This window comes from Amycolatopsis sp. NPDC051061, from assembly GCF_040682935.1.
Taxonomy (GTDB): Bacteria; Actinomycetota; Actinomycetes; order Mycobacteriales; family Pseudonocardiaceae; genus Amycolatopsis.
Genome location: NZ_JBFBBZ010000037.1, coordinates 63,912 through 85,331, shown reverse-complemented (window position 1 = coordinate 85,331; position 21,420 = coordinate 63,912). Strand labels below are relative to the sequence as shown.

At 68.9% G+C, this 21,420-nt stretch carries 18 protein-coding genes; 4 read left to right on the top strand and 14 right to left on the bottom strand.

Annotated elements, in window-relative coordinates:
• Positions 1-126 precede the first annotated feature (126 nt).
• The 7 genes from AB0N03_RS37665 to AB0N03_RS37635 form a co-directional block, all read right to left on the bottom strand.
• Complete coding sequence (locus AB0N03_RS37665) at positions 127-1,110, bottom strand: trypsin-like serine protease (protein WP_364382403.1); 984 nt, start codon at positions 1,108-1,110, stop codon at positions 127-129.
• A 293-nt stretch (positions 1,111-1,403) separates the two neighbouring features.
• The gene (locus AB0N03_RS37660; RefSeq protein ID WP_364382400.1) at positions 1,404-2,315 is read right to left on the bottom strand and encodes an SAM-dependent methyltransferase; all 912 of its coding nucleotides are present in this window, start codon (positions 2,313-2,315) and stop codon (positions 1,404-1,406) included.
• 146 nt (positions 2,316-2,461) lie between these two features.
• Entirely contained in the window at positions 2,462-3,694 is a 1,233-nt protein-coding gene (locus tag AB0N03_RS37655; RefSeq protein ID WP_364382397.1) for a cytochrome P450, read from the bottom strand.
• Positions 3,691-4,278: an ATP/GTP-binding protein gene (locus tag AB0N03_RS37650; protein WP_364382457.1), complete on the bottom strand. Its 588-nt coding sequence runs from the start codon at positions 4,276-4,278 to the stop codon at positions 3,691-3,693. The genes AB0N03_RS37655 and AB0N03_RS37650 overlap by 4 nt, the downstream gene beginning before the upstream one ends.
• A gap of 10 nt (positions 4,279-4,288) precedes the next feature.
• Positions 4,289-4,630 carry a DUF742 domain-containing protein gene (locus tag AB0N03_RS37645; protein ID WP_364382394.1) on the bottom strand — a complete coding sequence of 114 codons (342 nt, stop codon included), beginning with the start codon at positions 4,628-4,630 and terminating at the stop codon, positions 4,289-4,291.
• The gene (locus AB0N03_RS37640) at positions 4,630-4,992 is read right to left on the bottom strand and encodes a roadblock/LC7 domain-containing protein (RefSeq protein WP_364382391.1); all 363 of its coding nucleotides are present in this window, start codon (positions 4,990-4,992) and stop codon (positions 4,630-4,632) included. Before AB0N03_RS37640 ends, AB0N03_RS37645 begins: the two co-directional genes overlap by 1 nt.
• 20 nt (positions 4,993-5,012) lie before the next feature.
• Positions 5,013-6,347, bottom strand: coding sequence for an ATP-binding protein (locus AB0N03_RS37635; protein WP_364382388.1), 1,335 nt, complete (start codon positions 6,345-6,347; stop codon positions 5,013-5,015).
• Positions 6,348-7,564: 1,217 nt separating this feature from the next.
• Between AB0N03_RS37635 and AB0N03_RS37630 the strand changes: the two genes are divergently transcribed.
• On the top strand, positions 7,565-8,779 hold the full coding sequence (locus tag AB0N03_RS37630) for a cytochrome P450 (protein WP_364382385.1): 1,215 nt from the start codon (positions 7,565-7,567) through the stop codon (positions 8,777-8,779).
• Positions 8,780-8,805: 26 nt separating this feature from the next.
• Here the strand turns inward: AB0N03_RS37630 and AB0N03_RS37625 are convergent, their stop codons facing one another.
• The 3 genes from AB0N03_RS37625 to AB0N03_RS37615 form a co-directional block, all read right to left on the bottom strand.
• Complete coding sequence (locus AB0N03_RS37625) at positions 8,806-11,232, bottom strand: LuxR C-terminal-related transcriptional regulator (RefSeq protein WP_364382382.1); 2,427 nt, start codon at positions 11,230-11,232, stop codon at positions 8,806-8,808.
• A gap of 124 nt (positions 11,233-11,356) precedes the next feature.
• Positions 11,357-11,665 (bottom strand): hypothetical protein, encoded by a 309-nt coding sequence (locus AB0N03_RS37620; RefSeq protein ID WP_364382379.1) that lies wholly within the window; start codon positions 11,663-11,665, stop codon positions 11,357-11,359.
• A complete protein-coding gene (locus AB0N03_RS37615; protein ID WP_364382376.1) occupies positions 11,652-12,257 on the bottom strand; it encodes a hypothetical protein in 606 nt (201 codons plus the stop codon). The genes AB0N03_RS37620 and AB0N03_RS37615 overlap by 14 nt, the downstream gene beginning before the upstream one ends.
• A 439-nt stretch (positions 12,258-12,696) precedes the next feature.
• On the opposite strand from AB0N03_RS37615, the gene AB0N03_RS37610 reads away from it, so the two are divergent.
• The 3 genes from AB0N03_RS37610 (at position 12,697) to AB0N03_RS37600 (ending at position 15,965) form a co-directional block, all read left to right on the top strand.
• On the top strand, positions 12,697-13,848 hold the full coding sequence (locus tag AB0N03_RS37610; protein ID WP_364382373.1) for a helix-turn-helix transcriptional regulator: 1,152 nt from the start codon (positions 12,697-12,699) through the stop codon (positions 13,846-13,848).
• 287 nt (positions 13,849-14,135) lie between these two features.
• Entirely contained in the window at positions 14,136-14,591 is a 456-nt protein-coding gene (locus AB0N03_RS37605) for a hypothetical protein (protein ID WP_364382370.1), read from the top strand.
• Positions 14,592-14,618: 27 nt separating this feature from the next.
• The gene (locus AB0N03_RS37600) at positions 14,619-15,965 is read left to right on the top strand and encodes a hypothetical protein (protein ID WP_364382367.1); all 1,347 of its coding nucleotides are present in this window, start codon (positions 14,619-14,621) and stop codon (positions 15,963-15,965) included.
• 96 nt (positions 15,966-16,061) lie between these two features.
• Here the strand turns inward: AB0N03_RS37600 and AB0N03_RS37595 are convergent, their stop codons facing one another.
• From AB0N03_RS37595 to AB0N03_RS37580, 4 genes are all read right to left on the bottom strand, one after another.
• Positions 16,062-16,883 (bottom strand): thiopeptide-type bacteriocin biosynthesis protein, encoded by an 822-nt coding sequence (locus AB0N03_RS37595; protein ID WP_364382364.1) that lies wholly within the window; start codon positions 16,881-16,883, stop codon positions 16,062-16,064.
• Positions 16,884-16,902: 19 nt separating this feature from the next.
• Positions 16,903-18,138: a lanthionine synthetase C family protein gene (locus tag AB0N03_RS37590; protein ID WP_364382361.1), complete on the bottom strand. Its 1,236-nt coding sequence runs from the start codon at positions 18,136-18,138 to the stop codon at positions 16,903-16,905.
• Positions 18,135-21,110 carry a lantibiotic dehydratase gene (locus tag AB0N03_RS37585; protein ID WP_364382455.1) on the bottom strand — a complete coding sequence of 992 codons (2,976 nt, stop codon included), beginning with the start codon at positions 21,108-21,110 and terminating at the stop codon, positions 18,135-18,137. Before AB0N03_RS37585 ends, AB0N03_RS37590 begins: the two co-directional genes overlap by 4 nt.
• 118 nt (positions 21,111-21,228) lie before the next feature.
• On the bottom strand, positions 21,229-21,399 hold the full coding sequence (locus tag AB0N03_RS37580; protein ID WP_364382358.1) for an FxLD family lanthipeptide: 171 nt from the start codon (positions 21,397-21,399) through the stop codon (positions 21,229-21,231).
• Positions 21,400-21,420 lie beyond the last annotated feature (21 nt).

Here is a 21,420-nt window from a genome sequence, read left to right as displayed (position 1 = left end):
AGGTTCGCGAATCGAGCAAGTACCCGTGTCGCCGAGGCATAGCCGGCCGGCGAGCGCCGCGGCCCGGTGTGGCCGCCGCGTGCAGAGATCTGGGCGGCCACACCGGTACCGTGGATTACTGCGAAATCAGCTGGCCGCCGCGCGGTGTGTGGTAGCCGCGGGCCTGCCGGGGAGCAGTTGGTGGACGTGCTGGGCGATCCATGGCCCGAAGGTTGAGATGTTGGTGTAGATCGTCGGTGAGCTGCCGCAGTATTCGGTGGTGCCGCGGGAGACGGACCCGACCAGGTACCAGCTCGATCCGTGGTGTTGCAGCAGCCCGGAGCCCGAGTCGCCAGTGCAGGTGCCGCCGCCGGTGGGCGGGACACCGCCGCAGAGCTCGCCGGTGCCGATGCCGCCCGCGGCGCAGTTCTTGGCGGGCAGCAGCGGGATGGCGATCTGGGACAGGTCGGTCGGGGCGGGACCGGTCCAGGTGTCGGGGTCGACGTTGCGGGTGCCCCAGCCGATCGACAGCGCCGGCTGGCCGGGCGAGGCGGGAGCGATGCGGGCGGGTCGGATGCCGTCGAGGTGGCCGGCGAGGCGGATCAGGGCGATGTCCCAGATCCGGCCCTGGGCGTCGGGGTAGCCCCACTGCCAGTCCGGCGGGAGGACGATCTTGGTGCCGGTGCGGACGAGGCCGCCCTGCAGGCGGTTGGTGGAGCCGAACCGAGCGTGGTAGATCGTCGGGTCGCTGCGGTCGATGTCCTCGTCGCCTGCGGCGGCGCGGAGGGTCTCGAACCGGGCTTTGACCTCCTTCGGCATCCGCGCCTGCTCGGACGGCCTCGGCTCATTGGAAAGGCAGTGGCCCTGGCTGAGCGCAACCGAGGCCGGGGCGCCGTTTTCGTCGTAGCCCTGGGCGACGAAGGTGAGACCGCAGGAGTGCCAGTTCGGGTCGCCGTGGTCGAGCAGCTGCATCGAGCCGGCGCCGGCGTAGGCCACGGGCGCCGGTTCGCCGCCGACGATCTGCGGTGCGACGGTGTCGGTCGGCGGTGGGGGTGCGGCGGCTGCGGCGCAGACGCCGGCCGGCATCGACAGCACGGCGATGGCTGCTGCGACTGTCTTTCTGAAACGCACGAGCAGGAACGTCCTTTCGGGGTGATGAGTTCGGCGCGGTCGAGTGAATGCGACGCGCCCGATTCGGTGTGGTGTGCCTGGCCGCGCACGAGGATGGCTGTGCGCGGCCGGGCATCCACGGGATCTCGCACACCACAGAGGCTGAGTTCTCAACCGTGTGGGTGCACGAGAAATGACTGGCCACCCCCCCGGTGACCGGTCGAGTCCGGGCCCGGTGCCGCCGTGCAGGTAACCCAAGTGCGGCGGCACCGGTTCCGGATCCCTGTCTGCCCGCGAGGTCGGGATACGGGCGGTCAGGGAGCTGGCAGTTTCAGCCAGGGCGGCTCGGGAAGGTCCTCGTCCGGTCCTGGTTTCTGGGTAAGAACCGCGGCGGCGAAGTTCCCGCACACCGGTGGATCCGTCGGCGGTCCCTCGGGGTACCACGCGAACGCCGGGCCGATCCCGGGCGGCAGCACGATCGTGCCGTGGATCATCGCCTCGATCTGGGCCCGGGTGGCCAGGCTTCCGGTTCCGGGTCCATGGCGCTGCAGCGCAGCTTCGAATTCGCGGGCCTGGGCGGCGAGGTCGGGATGCTCGGGCAGGAACAGGTGCGTCATCGCCAGAAATGCGCCGGCAGGCAGCCGGGCTAGGTGGGCTTGCACCACCTCGGCGACGTCGGCGCGGCTGCCGCCGTGGAAAGACATCACCCCGCCCAGCAGCAGTGCGATGCGGTCGTTCTCGGGTGAGACCAGGCCCGGGTTGTCGCTGCCGGTGTTGTAGAGGGTGTCCCACATCGCGGTCGGGTCCCAGGGATCGGCGTCGACGGCGTAGACGCCGCTATCGGCGTGGCCGAGGGTGCGCAAGTGAGCGAGGGTCACTGGGTCGCGGTCGACGTAGATGACGTTTGCGCGTGTGGTGGACTGTTCGCGGTTGCGGGTGGCCGCTTCACGGCGGCGGACGATCGAATGCAGGTCGTCGTCACCGGCGATGTTGGGCAGGCCCGCGCCGGCGACCACGATGCTCGTGACGCCGTGGCGGGCGGCGAGGTAGGGGGCCGCGCGGTCGAGGAAATCCCGTTCGGACCGGAGCACGAATCCCGCGCCCGGCACCGACGCTACGAGCTTGCGGGCGGCCTCGCGTTCCCGGTCGTGAGCGAACTTGACGCAGGGCTTGAAGTGGCCGTCGCTGTTTTTGGCTTCACGGAAGGCGTCGTAGAGGTAGGCCACGTTGACGCGGTAGCGATCGACGCCGCACGGTCGCCACCACGGCGTGTCGTCCGCGCGGAGGTGGGCTGGAGCGGGGTGTGCGGTGCGGGGGTGGGTCATGGGTGCGGTCGCGCCTCGGTGACGTACAGGGATGGACACGGACGTTGCTAGCTGCGGGTGCGGGTCGCGGTGACGGGCAGGTGGGCGGGGCCGCGGGTCCAGGGCGAGGGGTGCAGCGGAACCGCAGCGGCGAGGACGGCCAGGCGCATGTCGGGTAGGCGGTGCAGCATGGTCTCGACGGCCGTGCGGACGATCAGGCGGCTGATCCGCTGCGCGGGGCAGGCGTGCAGTCCGACACCGAACGCCAGGTGCGCGCGGTTAGCGCTGTCGAGGCGGTCCTGTCCACCGGCCCGCGGGTCGGTGTTGGCAGCGGCCAGCCCGAGGATCAGCGCGTCGCCGCGGGCGATGCGCCGGCCGGCGAGGACGGTGTCGCTGGTGGCCCAGCGGGTCGGCTGGTTGGCCATCGGCGGATCGGTCCATAACACGTGATCCAGGGCGTCGTCGATGCCCAGGTGTCCGCCGCGGACTTGGGCGTCGAAGCGGGGATCGGTGAGCATGGTCCGCAGCGTCTGCGCGATCCACACCTGGGTGGTTTCCCACCCTGCTCCCAGCGTCAGCAGCATCGAGGCCAGAACCTCGGCGTCGTTGTGATGGCCGGGGTGATCGAGGAAGGCGGTGGTGAGGTCGTCGGCCGGTGCCGCGCGGTGCGCGCTGATGACGCCGGTGAGGATGGTTTCCATCTCGCCGAACAGGGCCTGGGCGTCCGCGCCGGAGCCGAACAGCGCGATCACGCAGGCCTGCAGCCGCTCGCCGAGGTTCGGGGTGATGCCGAACAGCGCGGCGACGGTGAGCATCGGCACCTGCGCGGCGTAGGAGGCGACCAGGTCGATCGACCCGTCCGCGGGGATCCGGTCGATCAGCCGGTCACAGGTCGCGCGGATGAGGCGGGCCGTGCGCTGCTCGCCGAGCGCGGCCAGGCCGTCGTAGAGCGGGGCCCGCAGCCGGCGGTGTTTGGCGCCGTCGGAGAAATACGCGTTGTCTCGGGGAGCCATGATCGGCAGGAGCCCGGAGCCCGGGCCGATGCGGCCCTCTCGCAGCAGGCGCCAGTGTCGGGAGTCGCGGGAGAAGCGCAGCTCGTCCCGGACCACGATTCGGATTTCCTGGTAGCCCATGACCAGCCATGCTGGGATTCCGGACTCCAGCTCGACCGGCGCGACCTGCCCCCAGCGCTCGCGCAACTGCCGGTAAGCGGCTTCGGGACGGGGGCATGCCGTGGTCGCCGACAGCGGGGTCAGGCCGGTCAGTCCGTCGAGGCGACAGTCGGTCGAAGGTGTGGTCATCGGGTTCGGGCCTCCGCGGCGTCGTGACAGGTCAGGGCATGGCTGACCAGGGTGATCAGGGCGTTGACCGACGAACGGCGGTCGAGGGCGTTGCAGTGCAGCAGCACCGCCTCGGGCAGGGCGAGCGCCTGGCGCACCTCGTCGTCGGCGTGACGGGGGGCGTCGGGGAAGTCGTTGATGGCCACGACGTAGGGCTGCCCGGTGGCCTCGAGCTGGTCCAGGACAGCGAAGCTCTCGTCGATGCGGCGCAGGTCGACCAGGACCAACGCTCCGATTGCCCCCTCGGCCAGGCCGTCCCACAGGGACCAGAACCGCTGCTGGCCGGGGGTGCCGAACAGATACAGCACGGTGTCGCCGGTATCGCCGAGGGTGACCCGGCCGAAGTCCAACGCGACCGTCGTGGTCGTCTTGTTCTCGACGCCGTGGAGGGAGTCGACTCCGACGCTGGCGACGGTGATCGGTTCCTCGGTGCGTAGCGGCGGGATTTCGCTGACCGAGCCGATCAGGGTCGTCTTGCCCACGGCGAAGGCGCCCACCACCAGCAACTTCGCGGATCCGGCCACGGTGTCGGGCACGTAGCTGATGCTGTCGGTGTCACAGCTTGCGGAGTCCGGCAAGGACCATCTCCATCAGTTCGCGTTTCGGCCCGGCATCCCGGATAGAGAGCAGTCCTTCGTCGATCAGGTCGGATGCCAGAACCCGCACCACGCTCACCGGCAGCCCGAGGTGGGTGGCGGTCTCGACCAGGCTCAGTTGCCCCCGGCACAGCCCGAGCAGGTCACGCTTCTGCGGGTTCGTCCGGTCGGGGACAGGCCGGTGGAGCAACGCGGACAGCAGGGTCTCCGGCCGCAGCCTGGCTTTGGGGTGAGTGCGGCCGCCGGTGAGCACGTAGGCCGGGACCGGGCCCGGCCAATACTCGTCGTCGGAGTGGGACATCAGGCGCGGGCGGGGGTGCTCAACGTGGATTCGCCGACCTGCTTGATCCGCTCGGCCATGGCGTGGGCGATGAGGCCGGGGTTGATGTCGGCGGCGGTCGCCACGGCCAGGCACGTCCGGTCGCCGGCACGGCGGACGAATAGGAAGCCGTCGGCCCACTGGGAGAAGTTCTGCTGAAACGGGCCCGCGAAACCGGCGAAGTCCTCCGCTGCGGCTGCGCTGGCCACCAGAGCTGAGCAGACCGCGGCGATCGAGTCGGCTCTGTCCTTGTCGATCCCGTCGGTGTGGGTCTCGACGAGACCGTCGCTGGTGATCACCAGGCAGAAGCGGACACCGGGGATCTCGCGCAGTTGCGCCAGCATCCAAGGGTCCTTCGTGGACGTCATCGTGTGCCCTCGCTGTCGGTCTCGGTGGACGCCTCGCCGGCCGTATGGGTGGTGGGTTCGGAGAGCGTGCCCTGGTGCACGAACTCGGCCATGAACTTGCCTTCGGCGACCGGGTCCGGTGGAGGTGCAGCCTGCGAGGCAGGTGTGCTCGTCGGGGCGCCTGCTGGCTGCCGCTGCGGGACTCGGATCGGCAGCCCGCCGGTCGTTTGCCCGCCGCTGGACGCAGCGGGAGCGAGCCGGTTCTCCAAGCCCTCGCGGTGCTTACTTGAGGTGGCCGGTGCGGGCGGCTGAGTGGGGTCCGGCTGCCGCGGCGCCGGTGTCACTGGGACGTCCGTACCGGCGGCGACCGCCACGAGCATGTGCTGGGGGACCGTCGTCACTGCGCGGACGCCGCCGTTGGCGGTGCTGTCGAGACGCACCAGGAACTCGTGCCGGCGGGCCAGCGCTCCCACGACCGCGAGCCCGGTCTGGGGCGGTTCGCCCAGTTCGTGCAGGCCCACGGGGACGCGGCCGGACACGCGGTCTTGGGCCCACGGCAGCCGCTCGGCGTCCAGGCCGTGCCCGTCGTCGTGGACCGTGATCGCCCAGCCGGCGTCCACCGCGTCGAAGGTGACGGTGACGGTCGTTGCGGGTGGTGAATAGCGGGTGGCGTTGTCCAGCAGCTCGGCGAGCACGTGGATCAACTGCTCGGCCAGGGTGTTGATCACCGCGACGTCCGGGTTGCCCGTCACCTGGACCCGGGGGTAGTCGACGATCCGGGCGCAGGCGTGCTGGACGACCTTCGCCAAAGGCTGCGGCTGCGGCCACTGCCGGCCCGGGAATCTGCCGGCCAGCACGGTCAGCGTTTGCGATGCCCGTGCTTGCGTGGCCGCGGCGTGGCCGAGGCTGCAGTAGTCGCGCAGTGTGTCCGGGTCGTCGGGATACCGTTGCAGGACCTGATTGGCGAGGTGCTCCATCTTGTTGGCGGTGGTCTGCCAGCGCTGCGCCAGCGACACGAACGCGCTGACGAGGCCGGCCTCACGGTCCCGCAACTGCTCGACGAGCATCCTCACGGCCGCCGCCGCAGCGTCCGCGACGTCGTTGCCGGTCGCCGCGGGCACGGGAGGGGGCTCTACGCCGCGGTTCACGGCGTCGAGCAGGCCGACGATGGTGTTCAGCGCCGTCTCGCGGTCGTGGGCCAGTTGCTCGAGTTCGCGCAGCAGCTCGTCACGGCCCTGGTCGGCGCCGCGGCGCCGTTCCCAATTGGTTTCGGCGCGTCGTGCGGCGTTGGCCAGCACATCGCCCGCGGTGGCCAAGGCACTGAGGAGCCGCGTGGGGGTGTCGTGGGTCATGGATGATCTAGTCCCGACTGTTCTGGTTGGGAACCTGCGGTGGGCGTGACGACCTCGGCGCGGTCCCGTGTGACGGTTTTTCCTCGTTGCCGCGGGCCGGCGCCGCTCGATCGCTGCCGAGGTGCGTGCGAAGGGGAGGTGGGGTGGCACAGCCGCGCGGGGTTAGCCGCGGGCTGGGGAGGGGGCGCCACCCCACCTCGAGTCCGGCTGGAGGAGAAGCCGGACACTGTGGACGCCGCGCCAGGAGGAGGTGGCCGCATCCACTGGTCGCGCGAACGCAGATTCCGTGCCGCCCGGCCCACGAACCCGCGCGTCGACACCGGACGGCGCCATGCTCGCCACCGGTCACCGCGGGCAGCGGGCGCGGTAGACCAGGCTGGTGACCCGCGCCGCGACCACGCGGACGGTGCCGCGCCGGCTGCCCTCACGGACTGCGCGGGGTCGGTGGCGGATGTCATGACGTCCTTCGTCGATAGATCAGTCCGACGTCGGCCAGGTCGCGGTATCTCGTGACGCTAGGCAACAACGGACACGGGCTCGGTAGGCACGGCGGTGCGGAGTACTGCTTCTGCCGGGCGGTCAGGCGTCGCCGACAGCGGTCGGTACCACGGTGGTCCGGCCCAGGTCGTACTCGGATTCTGCGCCGGAGAACCGTCGTCCTGAGTGGAGCGCGGCGACCTCTGCCTGCGTTCCATTCGCAGGATCATCAACTCAGACGACAATAGTGCAGAATGTGAGCTTGTCAACGCGAAGAACGCATTTCTGTACCGTTATTTGTCGGCTCCTACGAATAGGCTACGCGGGTCTACGTAGTGCGCAGTCGGGCACCGCGTAGACGTATGCGTGGATGCCGCGTAGTTGCATTCTCTCGGTCTACGACGCGGGTTTGGTCGGCCCGGCGCTTCCGGAGTAAGCGACGGCGCTTCTTGTCCTGCGGCACTGGACTCGCTGGCCGACACTACGTGCTTCAGGCCGAAGGCTACGCGCTGGCGAGGAGCCAAGTACGCGGCCTGAACTGCCACGACTGCGTGGTTTTCCGCATTGCGTGCAGGGTGAAGATCGCGGATTCTCAGTGAGGCGCGCCGGCGCGCGAGCATAAGAACCGGGCGTCTCATTGGCGGTGGATCCGCTGTGATCTGTGTTGGGCGCCGAAGGTGTGCTCATGGGTGGCCGCAGATCGCGCGAGCGCGGAATCGACGTATGGGAAAGGAACCTCGATGACGACGGACATCGCGTTTTACGGAGCGGGCTGGTGGGCTGACCCGCACAAGTGGGCGGCTCTGCTGCGGGAACGAGGCCCTGTTCATCAAGCGACCGTTCCATGGGGAGCACAGGAAATCCCGGTCTGGGTTATCGCGCGTTACGCCGAGGCGCGGGAGGCCTTCACTCATCCTGGGTTGTCTAAAGATGGCGGGGGACTGGTCGCCATCCTGGAGGACCACCTCACTGTGGACGGAAAGAAACCCGACCTCAGCGCCATGTTCAGGCTCCCGCACGTGGTCTTCAAGGATCCTCCGGAACACGCTCGTCTACACCGTGTGCTTGTGAAGCATTTCACCCGATCCCGGGTCGAGCGTATGAGGCCGCGGATCGAGCAGATGACCGCCGAGCTGCTAGACGACCTTCCGCTGGGGCGGGAGGTCGACCTCATCACTGACGTGGCTTTCTCGTTGCCGCTCAACGTGATCTGCGAGCTGATCGGCGTGCCGAAGCTGAAGCAGGGGGTGTTGCGTGCGTGGACCTACGCCCTGATGGAGGACAACCCCGACCGGGCTAAAGCGGCTTCCCGGAATATGCATGCGTACCTGCTCGAGTTGATCGAGACAGCGCGAGCCAACCCGGGCGAGGACCTGCTCTCGGCGCTGGTACAGGAGACCGACGAGGATCGCCTCAGCCTGGAGGAGCTGGTGGGCACCCTGTTCGTGTTGTTCGTCGCCGGGCACGAGACGACTACCGCGCTCATCGGTAACGCCATCGGCTGTCTGCTGGACGACGACGGCAACCTGTGGCGCGAGCTGGGGCAGCGGCCGTACCTGCTGCCCGCCGCAGTGAAGGAGTTCGCGCGATTCGACCCCGGCGTCGGCACCACGACGCAACGGTTCACGAAGGAACCTGTCACCATCGGCGGGATAACGATCCCCAAGGGCGCGATCGTGGTCATCAACTTGCTGAGCGTCAACCGGGACAGCAGGCATTTCGACCGTGCCGATGAACTTGTCTTCGACCGCACTGAGCCGAACCTGGCGTTCGGTCACGGCATTCACTACTGCCTCGGCGCGCAGCTGGGCAGTATGGAGACCGAGGTCGCCATCGGTGACATGACCCGACGGTTCCCAAACGCTCGTTTGGCTGTCGACCGGGATCAGCTGCGGCGCCGGCAACCGGTGTTGATCCCCCACAGCTGGGGCGATATGCCGGTGATTCTGGGCTGAGCGAGCAGTCGGTGACGCGTGCGACATCATGGCGGTTCGGGTTTCGTGCTCCCGGCAACCGTGGTGAGGTACCACGTGGCGATTCCGGTCCGGCTCGTCGTGCCCAGCTTGCGGTTGAGGTTCGAGATGTGTGTGCTGACAGTCCGGGGGGACATCGACAGCTGGGCAGCTATCGCCTCGTTCGTCTGCCCCTGGGCTATCGCCTCGGCGACTTGGAATTCGCGGGGGGTGATTCCATCGGGAAGCGCGCCGGGCTTGGGTACTGCTGCCAGCGGCGCGAGGGCCAGGGCGTTCATCTCCGGTGGGCACAGGTCCCGCCCGGCCGCGACGTAGCGGTCCCACAGGTCGTTGCCGCGCGAGTCCTTACCCAGCGCCTGCCGCCCCGCGGTCTCGGCCAGCCGCTGCAGGCGCAGGAACGATGGCAGCCCGAGCACGCTGGCCTGGGCCGACTGCTGGCGCGCCCGGGCGCCGCCCAGGACCTTCGCGGCTGTCGCGTAGTCGCCCAGCTGCGCGGCGATCAGTGCGATCAGCCACAGGCTCAAGGCCGGTCCCCACGCGTCGCCGACGTCTCGCTGGATACGAAACGCCTTCTGCGCCGAGTTGGCGGCGTGGCGCGGTTTTCCTTCCAGCAGCTCAACCAGCGCCCGCGACCACAAAGCCCAGGAGATGCTCCAAGGTGCTTGCGCAGCCCTGGCGTCCGCCAGCAGGGTCTCGCTCTCAACCCTGGCGGTGTCCAGGCAGTGCAACGACGCCGCCGACATCGTGAGGAGCAGACGAGCCATCCACTCGTCCGCCACGGCCCCGGCGGCCGCGTACGCGTGCGCCGCGCGGCGGAACAACTCCAGCGACTCGCGGGCGCGTTCGGGGTCCTGCTCGACCAGCCACAGCCGGGTGGCCCGTGCGGTGTCGAGCGGGCCGAAGGCGCCGTCAAGTTCGAGGGCGGTTACGGCGGCCTCGGCTTGGGCAAGCAAAGGGTCGGCGCTGGCCTGGTTGCCCTGAATCTGAGCGATCCACGCTGCCAGTGACAGCGCCGCCACCTGGTTCACGCTCGGATCGCCGCGGTGGCGGGACAGTCCCGCGGTGAGCATGCGGACATTCTCGTTGAGCCGGCCGCCGAAGATGAACGCGCAGGTCCGGCTCACGTGGATCGCCAGCTCCAGCCCCTGCTCGGGGGTCTGTGGCGTGGACAGGAGCCGCAGTTGGACTGCGATCAGGTCCGGCCGGAACTCGTTGAGTCGGATCATCCATTCGATTTGCTGTGTTCCGAGCCATTCGCGGCTTGCCTGCGCGGCCAGCGCCTCGAAGTAGGAGGTGTGGGCCTGCCGCAGCTGGTCGTCATCGTCGGGACCCGACACCAGCCGGCCGTACTGGCGGATCGTCTCCAACATGCGGTAATGCGGGCGGCCCCGACGCTCCACCGCCTTGAGGATGTACTTGCCGACCAGCGTAACGAGGAGTGACTCCACCGTGGTGTGGTCGAGGCCCACGTGGTGCGCGAGCGCGTTGACGGCGTCGAGGTCGAACGCACCTTCGAAGACGCTGACCGCCACCCACAGCTTCTGCTGGGGTTCGAGCAGCAGGGTGTAGGACCAGCGCACCATCGCCTCCAATGAGCGGTGGCTGTGCTGACCGGCTGTCCCGTGGTTCAGCAGTGACAGCAGGTCGGGGTGCTCGTTGAGGGCGCGGACGGTCATGGCGTTGCCGGGCAGCGTTGCCGCGGCGAGTTCGAGGGCGAGCGGGATGCCGTCAAGCCGGCGGCATAGCTGCGCGGCGGCGGGATAGTCGCTCTGACGGATTGTGACATTCAGCTCCGCTGCCCTGTCGATCAGCAACTGCAGCGCCTCGTGCACACCGTCGTCGCAGGCATCGCAGTCGCAGCTGTCCTTGTCGCCGACGCACAGCGGGGGGACCGGCACCAGGCGCTCGCCACGCACGCCGATCCGCTCCCGGCTGGTCGCCAGCACCTGCAGGCCGCGGGCCTTGCACAACAGCGTATTCAGCAGCGTCGGTACCGGCCCGGTACCGGGCGCCTCGCCGAGCAGGTGTTCGCAGTTGTCCAACATCAGCAGCAGTTGCCGGTCGCGGAGGTAGTCGCAGAGCCTGTCCAGCCCTGGTTGCGATGCGCTGTCCTGGATCGCCAGCGCGTCCGCGATCGCGCCATACAGCCGGTCGCCGCCTTCGCGCAGTTCGACGAGGCTGACCACGACGACGCCATCACGGTAGCTGCGCGATGAGGTCAAGTCGTGGGCAATGCGGTACAGCAGCCTGGTCTTGCCGAATCCGCCGAAGCCGGTCAACGTCACCAACCGGGTGCGGGGACGGGAGAGCAGGTCTCGGGCGCGGTCGAGCAGCTCGCTGCGGCCGACGAAGGAGTCCAGCTCCGCTGGCTCCGATTCGGACGGCTCGGGCGCGTCCCGGCTGTCGGCGTGGCGGTCCTCGGGGCTGGACGTCATCGGCGTCCCCCGACTGCGGCGGCGGCCGTCCGTCGCGTTCCTCGTCGGGCTCGGTCGGACCGGATGGCGTGGGTTCTTCCAACGTCCGGCGATGTTGACCGGCTCGCCGTCACACCGACCCCGATCATCGCGGGTCCGCCGCTTCGGAGACCCCGGTGGTGTCTGGCCGGGGGACGGCGTTGAGGCAGGGGATGCACGGCATACCGGTTCCGGCATCAACGTGTTCGGCGTCGCCGGGGCGGATCTCCAGGTCGCAGAGGGCCGTGAGGTGTTCAGGCATCGTTTCAGTGGCGGGTACCGGGATCAGGTGGACGACGCGGTCCGTTTCGCCGACGATCCGTCTATTCGGTAGTTCGACGCCGCGCCGCAGCCGTGCGCCGACGACACCGGGCACCCAGCCCATGACCGGCGAGGCGATCTCAGCGGGTTCCACCGCGGAAGCTATCGGCACTGCGCGACCTGCGATACGTGGCGAGACTGACGGGTTGTTCATGATCACCTGGTTGGTCGGTTATCGGGGTGACTGGAGCGCCTCGACCGCCGCGGGTGCGATGCCTACTGGCGGTCGAGGCGCGCGGACCGGACAGGAGGGAGGTGTGCGCATCGGCTGTCCGGGCCGGGCTGGAAGGCGGCGTCACAATCGAGGACGGTTTCGTCGGGTGCGCGTGCCGATGCCCGTTCTCCTCGTCGGCCAGCCGAAGGGCGAGCGTGTGCAGGGCGACGGCGAGGCTTTGATACATCGCGGGGAGTTCGATCGGAGCGATCAGCTCAGCGTCGTCCCACCCCTGCAGGAACCCGATGAGCCGCGCGTGGGCGTACTTCAACGCACGCGTTTGATTCGAGGAGCCGTGGAGGCGCCGCCGTGCTCTGTCAACGGTCGCGGTGATGTCCTGCAGTTGTGCGTGGGCGTGCTGCTCGGAGTACTGGTCATACCAGCGGACGTTCGGCATTGAGACGATCGCGTGCCGAGCCTGGATAACAGCGAGTCGTCGCCGCTCGCGTTGACGCTCCAGAAGCCAGATCATGATGGCCACCGCCGCGGAGCACGGGTCGCCGCGCGACGGAGGAGCACGTCGCCGAGCACTTGACTGTCCGTGGTGCGACGCCCAGCACCGCGCCCGAACATCGCCACGTCACGACCAGCATCACCCGTCATGACGCTGACTCCCGGCCGGTGGTGCGCGCCTCACGCAGGGAGATCGTCAGGGCAGCGCCCAAATGCTTCCGCAGCTCGGCAGCTCCGTTGGCACTGAAAAGGACCGGTTCTGCCGATGTCATCGAGCTGGTGAGCGCGATCTGGCCGTCGTCGCGCACCTCTACCTCGACAACGGCCGAACGACCATGCGGATCGACACCCTCAACGGTCCAGCAGGTAGACGCCGGGTTACACATAGTGAGAGACGGTACGAAGGTGCAGGTCACAAAGGTTTCCCGCTGGGAAACCTGGCTGAGTACGCTGGACCCATGGACTCGATCGGCACCACGATCCGTCGCCTCCGCCGCTGGCGCGGCCTGTCCCTGGACCAGCTCGCCGGCCTGTCCGGGTTGTCGAAGGGCTACCTGTCCAAGATCGAGAATGAACTCAAGGCGATCGATAAGCGGTCGACGCTTGTCGCGATCGCCGACGCGTTGCGGGTCAGCCTGTCCGACATCACCGGTGACGGCTTGGAAATCCGCGACCCGCAGGCCGACACCGCCATCCCCGCCATTCGTGACGCGCTGCTGAGCACCGACCTCGACGGCGCCGAACCACCCACCGGGGATCTCGATCAGTTGCTGTCGGAGACGCAGCTGCTCGCCGCATTGCGGCAGGCTAACCAGGATGCCGAGGTCGGCGCCCGACTCCCGGAACTGCTGCGCGCCCTGCACACGCATGTCGGCCAGCCGGAAGCTCTCCGGTCGCTGGTCACGGCGACGCACACCACGGCTTTGCTGACCAAAGGGCTGGGTGCCTTCGAGTTGGCGTGGATCGCTGCGGACCGTGGCCATGACGCCGCGACCCGGCTCGGTGAGCCCGGCTGGATAGCGCTCGCTGAGTTCGCGCGCACCCAGGCCCTGTCCGGTCTCGGCGCGCACAAGCGAGCAGGCAAGCTCGCCGAACGCGCGCTGGCCTACGTGCCCGCCGACGCCTACGACGTACGAGGAGCGCTCACGCTGACCGCGGGATACACCGAGTCCGTATTGGGCGGGGACGCGGCAGCGGCGCTCGACGAGGCCGCCGGCCTGGCCGAGCACGTCGAGTTCGGCAACCGGAACTTCCTGCTGTTCGGCCCGGCCAACGTCGTTCTGTGGCGCATCTCCTCCGCGCTTGAGCGAGGCGATCACGCTGAAGCCGCGAGCCTTGCTGCGACGCTCGATCCGGCCGATCTGACGATCGACTCGCGCCGCACCACGTTCCTGATCGAGCACGCCCGCGCGCTGTACGGCATCCGCCGCCCCGACGAGGAGGTGCTGGCACTCCTGGTCCGCGCCGAGAAGCTCGGCCGAATTCGGACGCGGACGAACCCGTTTGTGCGGGAGATCATCTCCACGATGCTTGCCCGCGCCCGCCGGGAGAACGTGGCCCGTGAGGTGCGCGGAATGGCTGACCGGATGGGGCTGATCAAAACTTCCTGACTGACGGCCACGACGTCGCTTGCAACGCGACCTGCCCGTTCCAGCGGGACCGAGGCAGCCGCCACCACAGAAACGACGCACGTGTCGTCGACGTCGACGACTGAACGCCCGTTGACCATCTGGGAATGCCAGACTCACTGTGATCACCATGCTCGTCGCGGGGAGGATCAGTTGGCCGCAGCGAGCGAGGAATGATCTTCGCTGTAGCAGCTGCGTCCAGAAAACCATGATCAAGTGCGTCCGAGGCAGATGACATTTGGTGACATTCGGCGAGAAGGATGGCGCGCGTGGTCCGACACGTAACGATCACTGGTACTCGTTCGCTCTCTGTCGAGACTGAGCTATCCAGGATCTTCGACAGCTATCTCCGGCCGTTCGCCGACCCGCACGCTCACTTCTATGTGGGGGGCGCAGCGGGCATTGACACCGCCGCGTTGGACTGGCTGGCCGACTTCACCCAAGCGTCGCTGAGCGTCGTTGTGCCCTGCATGGTAGCCGACCAGCCCGCGGTGGCAGCTGCCTCGATCCGCCGATGGCAGGAGGACGGCCGCTTGGTCGAGGTTGTGGAACTGGGTGCAGACCGATTGAGCGCTGTGGCCTACCACGCTCGTAACCGGTGGATGGTGGACCGCAGCGGCTTCGTCATCGGATTCCCGCGGGGCACTGACCCGTCCAGCGGAACCTGGTACACAATTAACTACGCAGCCGAACAGGGCAAGCCCCGGCTAATTGCGCCCGTCTAATACCGACCGGATGGTGTACTGACCATTGTGACCACGACTGATCGGCAGTCCGGAGCGCTCCTGCTGCGCCATTTGCGTGAGAGGCGCGGCTGGTCCTGGACCGACCTGGCTCGAGCACTGCGGGATACCGCGCAGCAGCTCACGGTCACCTCCTTGATGAACCGACATCTCGCCAGCATCCAGCGCACCGTCGCCCGGTGGGAAAGCGTCTCCGACCGAACCAGCCCCGGCGACCGCTACCAGCTACTCTTGGCGCAGCTCTACGCTCGAACCCCGGCCGGAGACCTGGCGATCGGACCTGGATCCGACTTCGCGACCCTGCTCGACGCGCTTCGTCACTTCGGGACCCCGTCGCAGCGAATTCAGCATCTCGTTGATCTCGTCGCGCAGAGCGGTCAGAATCATGGCGGCGACCTGCTGGTTGCGCTCGCCCCTGCGACACTGCCGACTGTCGGGGCGGTCCAGCGCGACCCCTCGACGCTCGACCATGAGGTGGTCAGCCGACTGCACGGGTCGGTCGCGGCGATCAACGGCCAGATCGGCGGAGCGCCGTTCGTTCGCCTCCAACTCCAGCTCGCGCCCATCGTCGAGGCCTGCCGACGGTTCCTGGAGCTTGACCAGGTGGGGCCGCGCCGCGAGTTGCACCTGCTCGCCGCTGCTGCGTACTCGCTCGCCGGCCGCCTGGCCTTCGAGACCCGAGACGACGAAGCAGCCATGGCTCTGTACACCGAAGCGACCCGAGCAGCTGGATACCTCGCGGACCGAAGCCATCGAGCCGCGATCCAGACGAGCCACACCATGGTGACCTTGCATGCAACCGACGACCTGGCCGCAGCTCGGACGATTGCTCGCGCCGCGACCGTCGATGCGCACCGGGGCCCCAGCTACGCGGTCCGGGCCCGCGCCCACGCGGTACACGCAGAAATCAGCGCTCGGGCTGGCCAGACCCGCGAGGCAGTTGTTGCTTTGGACCGAGCGTGGAAGACCGTCGAGCAGTTGGCCGTCGATGATCCGCACGGCGGGTTCAACGCCGACCGCTTGAGGGGGTTCGATGGTCTGTGCGCCCTCCACGCAGGCGACGCGGGCCAGGCGCACGACAGCCTCAGCCGGTCGGTTGCCGCACTGCGGTTGTCGCGCGATGCTGTCCAGCGCGGCATCGTCAGCACCGACTTGGCGCTTGCGCGACTGCGCCTCGGTGACCCAGCTGCTTGCGTCGACCTGCTGCACAAAGCCGTCGACATTGCCGCCACAACGGGTGGCCGAGTCGCCGCTCAACGTATCCGGCTGGCTCGACGCGACCTCCGGCCATGGCGATCCGAAGATTTCTTGACTGAACTCGATGACCATATTCACGACACCCTGGTTGGGCGCTGATGGTAGAGGCGCTGCACGATACCGGGCTGCGGTAGAAGATCTGCTCGAACCGGCGCAGCTGGCCCGGTTGCTGGGCGCGGACAATCCTGCAGAGAGTTAGTGTCCGAAGACCACCGCTTTCGCCCCGTGGGTAAGGACGCCTTGTTCGGCGTAGGACAGGCCGATTCGGTTCCAGTGAAAGATCACGTGGTGGGCGAGGACGGCCCGGAGGCCGCGTTCGAGTTTCCCGGCCCGGGCTAGTGTGCCGACCTCGGTGCCGGCGTTGTGGAACGCGCTCAGCCATACACCGATCCCGGCGAGCTGACCGTGCGGTCCGGCCAGCGGGCTGTCCGGGTTCGCATCGACGGTCATCAGCCGCAGAAGACCCGCCTGTACGCGACGGAGGTGCTCCGGAGCGATGTCGGGCGGCAGGGGCCGGTTTTCGGCGACGCGAGCCCAGACGTCGCCTTGCTCGTACCAGTCCTGTCCGGCCGCGCGCAGCATCACGCTGCACAGCAGGACGGTGTGTTCGCGCCGATGGTCACGAGGATGGGCCATGTGGTCGAGGATGTGCTGGCTGTCGTTGTGGAACAGCATGTGCGCCACGCTCATGCCGCTGCTGCCGCCGAAGGCATGGATTTCGGGTTCGTAGATCGCCTCGACCCAGTTGGCGATCCCGCCGCCGTTGTCGTGCAGGTTCTCCAGCGTACGGGCGACGACGCGGCGAGCCTCAGCGTCGGCGTCGGGTTGGTCGGGCAGGTAGCGCAGCCGCCAGCACGGCGCCTTGCGGATGAACCACCACGCCTTCGCGACGGTGTTCATGACTGGTCGGAGCCGGTCGGCGGTGATCTTCTCGGCGGCGGTGTAGTCGGTGAACTCGACGGTGACCTGCTGCCAGTGTGTTTCCGGTTGGAGCGGTGGGCCGTCGGCGGTGTTCATGCTGGTCCTCCGGTCGGTTTCACGCGAGCAGCAGGCTGGAGTCCCAGCGTGATCGCGGGCCGGTGCCGGTGGCGGCGGTGAGCAGGGCGAGTGCCGCGCCGGTACGTCCTTCCAGGAGTTCGACGTTGTGCGGCCCAGCCTGCACCCGGGCCTGCAGAAGCGCGGTCAGGGGCGGCAGCTGCCCGGCGAGCCCGGGGGTGGCGGCGTCGCTGGCGGCACGCCAGGTGGTGTGCAGCAGGCCGGCGGCGCCGTGGCAGAGGCTGGGGTCGATGATCCGCGACAGCTGGGCAGGGTCAGTCAGGCAGCCGAGCAGGGCGGTCTCGGCTGTCTGCTGGCGGGCGGTGTCGCCGGTGGCAAGCGCGGCGAGTTGCTGGGCGCGCGCGATGCCGGGTGTTCCGTAGCACCAGGACGGCTGCAGCGGGCCGGGCTGGTCGCACCGCCCGTCGCGGGCTTCGGCGACGGTGATCGTGCGTGGCCACCACGGGCCGTGGGTATGGGGTTGCTGCCAGCAGTCCAGCCAGGTGCAGATGCGGGCGATTGCCTCGCGGTGCCGGTCGACGAGGATGCCGCGGCGCAGCGCGAGCGCGAGCAGGGCGAGCGGGCCGGTGATGCCGTGGGCCATGCCGAAGTTGCCGTGCCCGCCCGGATAGTCGGCCGGTGACTGCCCGGTCGGGCCGTGCTCGGTCCACCAGCCCGGCAGCCCGTCGGCGTCGGGCAGGGGATCGGTGAGCCGGACCAGGTAGGCCAGCACCGCGGTGGTCGTCGCGTGCTCGGGCGAGTGCAGCAGGTGGTAGGCGCCGAGTCCGGTGAGGCCGCGGATCAGATCGAACTCGGCCAGCGCAGGACGTTCGCCGCGGTCGATGCGCTTATGCGCGGCCGAGAGCCGGACGCGGGTCAGCTGATGAGTTGCGGTGTCGAGTTGGGCCAGGCCGCGCCGATAGCGACCTGTGCCCTCGGCCGCGGCCCGGGTGACGAACGCCAGAGCGGGTACGCCGAAGAACAGGCACGAGCCGGAGCCGCCGTTGAGGTCGCCGGCTGCGGCGCCCGACAGCCACGCGTGTGCGGTGCTCCACCGGCTGGAGTGGGCGAAGGCGCGTTCGGTGTGCAGGAGCGCGATTCCGGCGCTGCCGCCGGCCAGTGATTGCGGTTGCGGGCGGTCGATGCTGTTGTGTGCGGCGAAGGCGGTGTGTGGGTCTGCGAGAGCTGCGGCGATGTCGTCGGCCAGGGCCAGCATCGACGGGTCGGGGTAGTTCATGAGCGAGCCTTCGGGCGGGTGGTCTGGCTCAGGGCGGCGGTGCGGGCGAGGCGGTGGCAGATCCGCTCGAGGTCCGGGGCGATCCCGGAAGTGCGGATGCAGTGCAGGTGCAGCAGTGATGCCAGCACGCCGTCTGGAGTGGGCGCGCCGGAGGTGGTGGTGAGCGTGTCGCGGTAGGTGGTCAGCGCTGCTCGCCGCCGTTCCCACGCCGCCATGATGTGCTCGCCGTCGGGCAGGCCGCGTACCGCGTCGGTGTACGGGTTGGCCAGGTGCAATGCCTGATCGAAGACAGCGCGGGCGGGCGCGGCGATCGGGTCGGTGGCGATGTGCTCGATCAGCCACGCGGCACCCGCCGTCGTGTCGCCAGTGAACCCGGCAGCGAGGTCCACCAGGCTCGCAGCGGTCAGCGCCCGGACGTCCGCGAACTGCGGGCCGCTCACGTGGGTGCGTTGCGCGAGCGCGGCAGCGGAGTCCGCGGCGAATACCGCTTCCGCGGCGATCATCGCCGGACCGTGCCCGAAGCGGCCGGTTTCCGGGCGGTACGTGTCGAGCTGCATCGTCGCGATCAGCCCATTCCGACGCAGCTCCGCAGCCCATCCGCCGACCCGGGTCGCCACCTCGCCGAAGCCTCGGGGGCCGGTCAGGCGAATGCGCAGACGCAGGTGATCGTCAGGGTCACGATAGGGCAGGAACCACCATTGCACCGGCCCGCCGAACGTCCACAGCAGTTCCCGCAGGTGGGCGGTGAGCAAGGCGGTGTGCCGATCAGGGTGGCCGTAGAGCTTGCAGAAGAGCCACTTTCCGGCGCCGGGGAGGTGGTCGTCCTCGGCGGTGGTGGCGATGATCGGTGTGATGCGCGCCGCGATCGCCGGCCATGTCCGGGCGCGGGTGGTGGCCAGCGGGACGACGATCTCATGGGCATGTCCGTCGATCCAGCCGAAGTCCTCGGCAGCAGGACCTTCGTGCACGGTGGCCCGGCCGTGGCGGTCGAGCTGGGCTCGCAGCAGGAAGAGGTGCGCAGGCTCGTCGAGGTTGAGGAGAACGCGTTGGTCGTTGCCGCCGAGGTAGACCGCAGCTGGCACCATCATCCGCTCCCGCCATCCGCGCACCCCCGTTGTCCACTCCGGCCAGGACGCGGCCGTGTCCGGGAGGTCCGTGCTGGTGAGCGTCCAGCGGGCGGGCGATAGAACTGTACGGCGGTAGGTCAGCCGGGGCAGGAACGGCAGCTGGCCAGCGCTTCCCCAGGAGAACGGCCGGCACACGGCGGTCCGCGCGGTCGTGAGCTCGCAGACGAACCGCAGCAGCGGATGCGCGAAGTTGGTGAACTCGACCGCGCTGAACACTTCCGGCTCGACTGGCCGTGCCCGGGAACGGGACCACAGATACAACCGGTGCGCATCGCCGACGACCAGCAGGTCCGACGGCGTCAGCACACCGTCGATCTCGGGCCGGTGCTCGCCGATCGAGAGCAGATCCGGCAGGATCTGCGGGCTGCGGGCGACGTTCTCGGTGTCGGTATAGAGCGGCGGGCAGGACGCTTGGACCCGTAGTGCTGCGGCGTTGACCGTGGGCAGTTCGGCGTAGGCCCGGATGAAGCGGCTCCGCTCGGCGGTGTCGAGCAGGTCGAGGAAGCGGCCGGTGGTCGTGCCGGCGGCCCGAAACGCACCCGACACGACCAGCTCGAACTCGCCGGCGTCCAGCGCCGCCCGGCTTGGAGCGTGGACTCGGACCGCGAGTTCGGTGTGTGGAGGGAACTGTGCCCGAGCCACGTCTGCGGCTTCCAGTTCGGCGATCGCCGCGTCGTCGAGAGCAACCGCGACGCGACGATCTAGGGCCGCGAGCTGGACCAGCCGTGTCACGGCGGCATCACGGTCGGTCACACGCGGCGCCGGGCGCTCCAACAGGGAATCTCGGTATCCGGCCGGGAAACCCAGGCCGATGTCGGGGTTGACCAACTCCAGCAGCGGCACGGCCGCGCCGATGCCGTAACGCTCCAAGAAGCGGGCGTGGTAGTCCACCCAGATCGGATTACCGAACGGGTGCGGCGTCAGCCGCGCCAGCACACCCGCGGCCCGAGCGGCCTCGGTGACGACCGCTTTGGGCAGGACAACCTCGGCGTCCATACGCAAATCGACCGGGCCGGAATCGTGGGGGCCGACGTGTTCACGCAGCGCGGCGAGCGTGCTGGCCGAGGCCGGGATGTCCTCGGCGCGGATGTCGGTCAGGACTGTGCGGACGTGGGCGAGCGGGTCGGTGACGGTCACGGGCGGGCGCAGGCTGCTGATCAGGACACGCTGCTCGACCAGTTGGCGCAGCATTGCCGTGATCACCGGCGTGGCGGTGCCGGGATATGTGGCGGCGAGCCGATCGGCGAGGTCAGCCAGCTGGATGGGAGTCTGTGCCGTGTGGGTGGTGAGCTCGATGGCCGCCGTGAGGCGGATCGACACCTCGGCTGGGTCGAGGCGGGCTTCGGCCGGGCCCGGCGCTTGGCGCAGGCCGATCACGAGGCGGTCGTCCCGCAGGATCGCCGTGTTGTTCAGCACGACCGACAGCCGTTCGGCCAGTCCCGGGCATTGCTCCATTTCGGTGATCACACCGGATAGCCACGTTGCCTCGACGCGGGTAGTCAGGCGGTGGTCCTGACCGATCCGCACCCTGGCGGTCGCGCCGTACGCGGCGGGTGCCACCCCGGCGAATCGGCCGAAGGGGGTGGCTCGACTCGATGCCCGCAGCCGATACCGCAGCACCGACTCCACGGCGCTGCGGACTCGACGCGGCCGCTGCTCGTGTCCGCCGCACACCGACCTGACCCGCCGCGCGAGACCCGGGCTGGACGCGGTCACCGCCTGCGCGAACGCCGTGTCCGACCAGACACTGCTGAGCCAGTCGCGCCAATGCAGCACTGTCCCGGCGGTCAGATCCGGCCAGCCCTGAGTGTCCACACTGGATGGTTGAGCGGCGATCCGGAGCATGGCTGCGTCGATGGCGGTGTACAACGTCAACAACCCCTTCATGAAGACGACGGCTTGGTGGGCGGTGTGTGTCGGACACCTCGCCCACCAAGCCGTTCACCGGTCAGCGCACCGCGGATCAGCAGGTGCTGTTCGAGCAGGCGCTCTGGCAGGTCGAGCCGCAGTTGTCGTCGGTGTTGCGCATCAGGTCGGCCACCACCGGCCCGGACGCGACGATGGTCAGGTCGAGGTCGAGGTCGAACTCGGTATCCGGTCCTGCGGCCGGAGCCGGGGTGTGCTGCAACGTCATGCCGAAATCTCCTCTACAGCG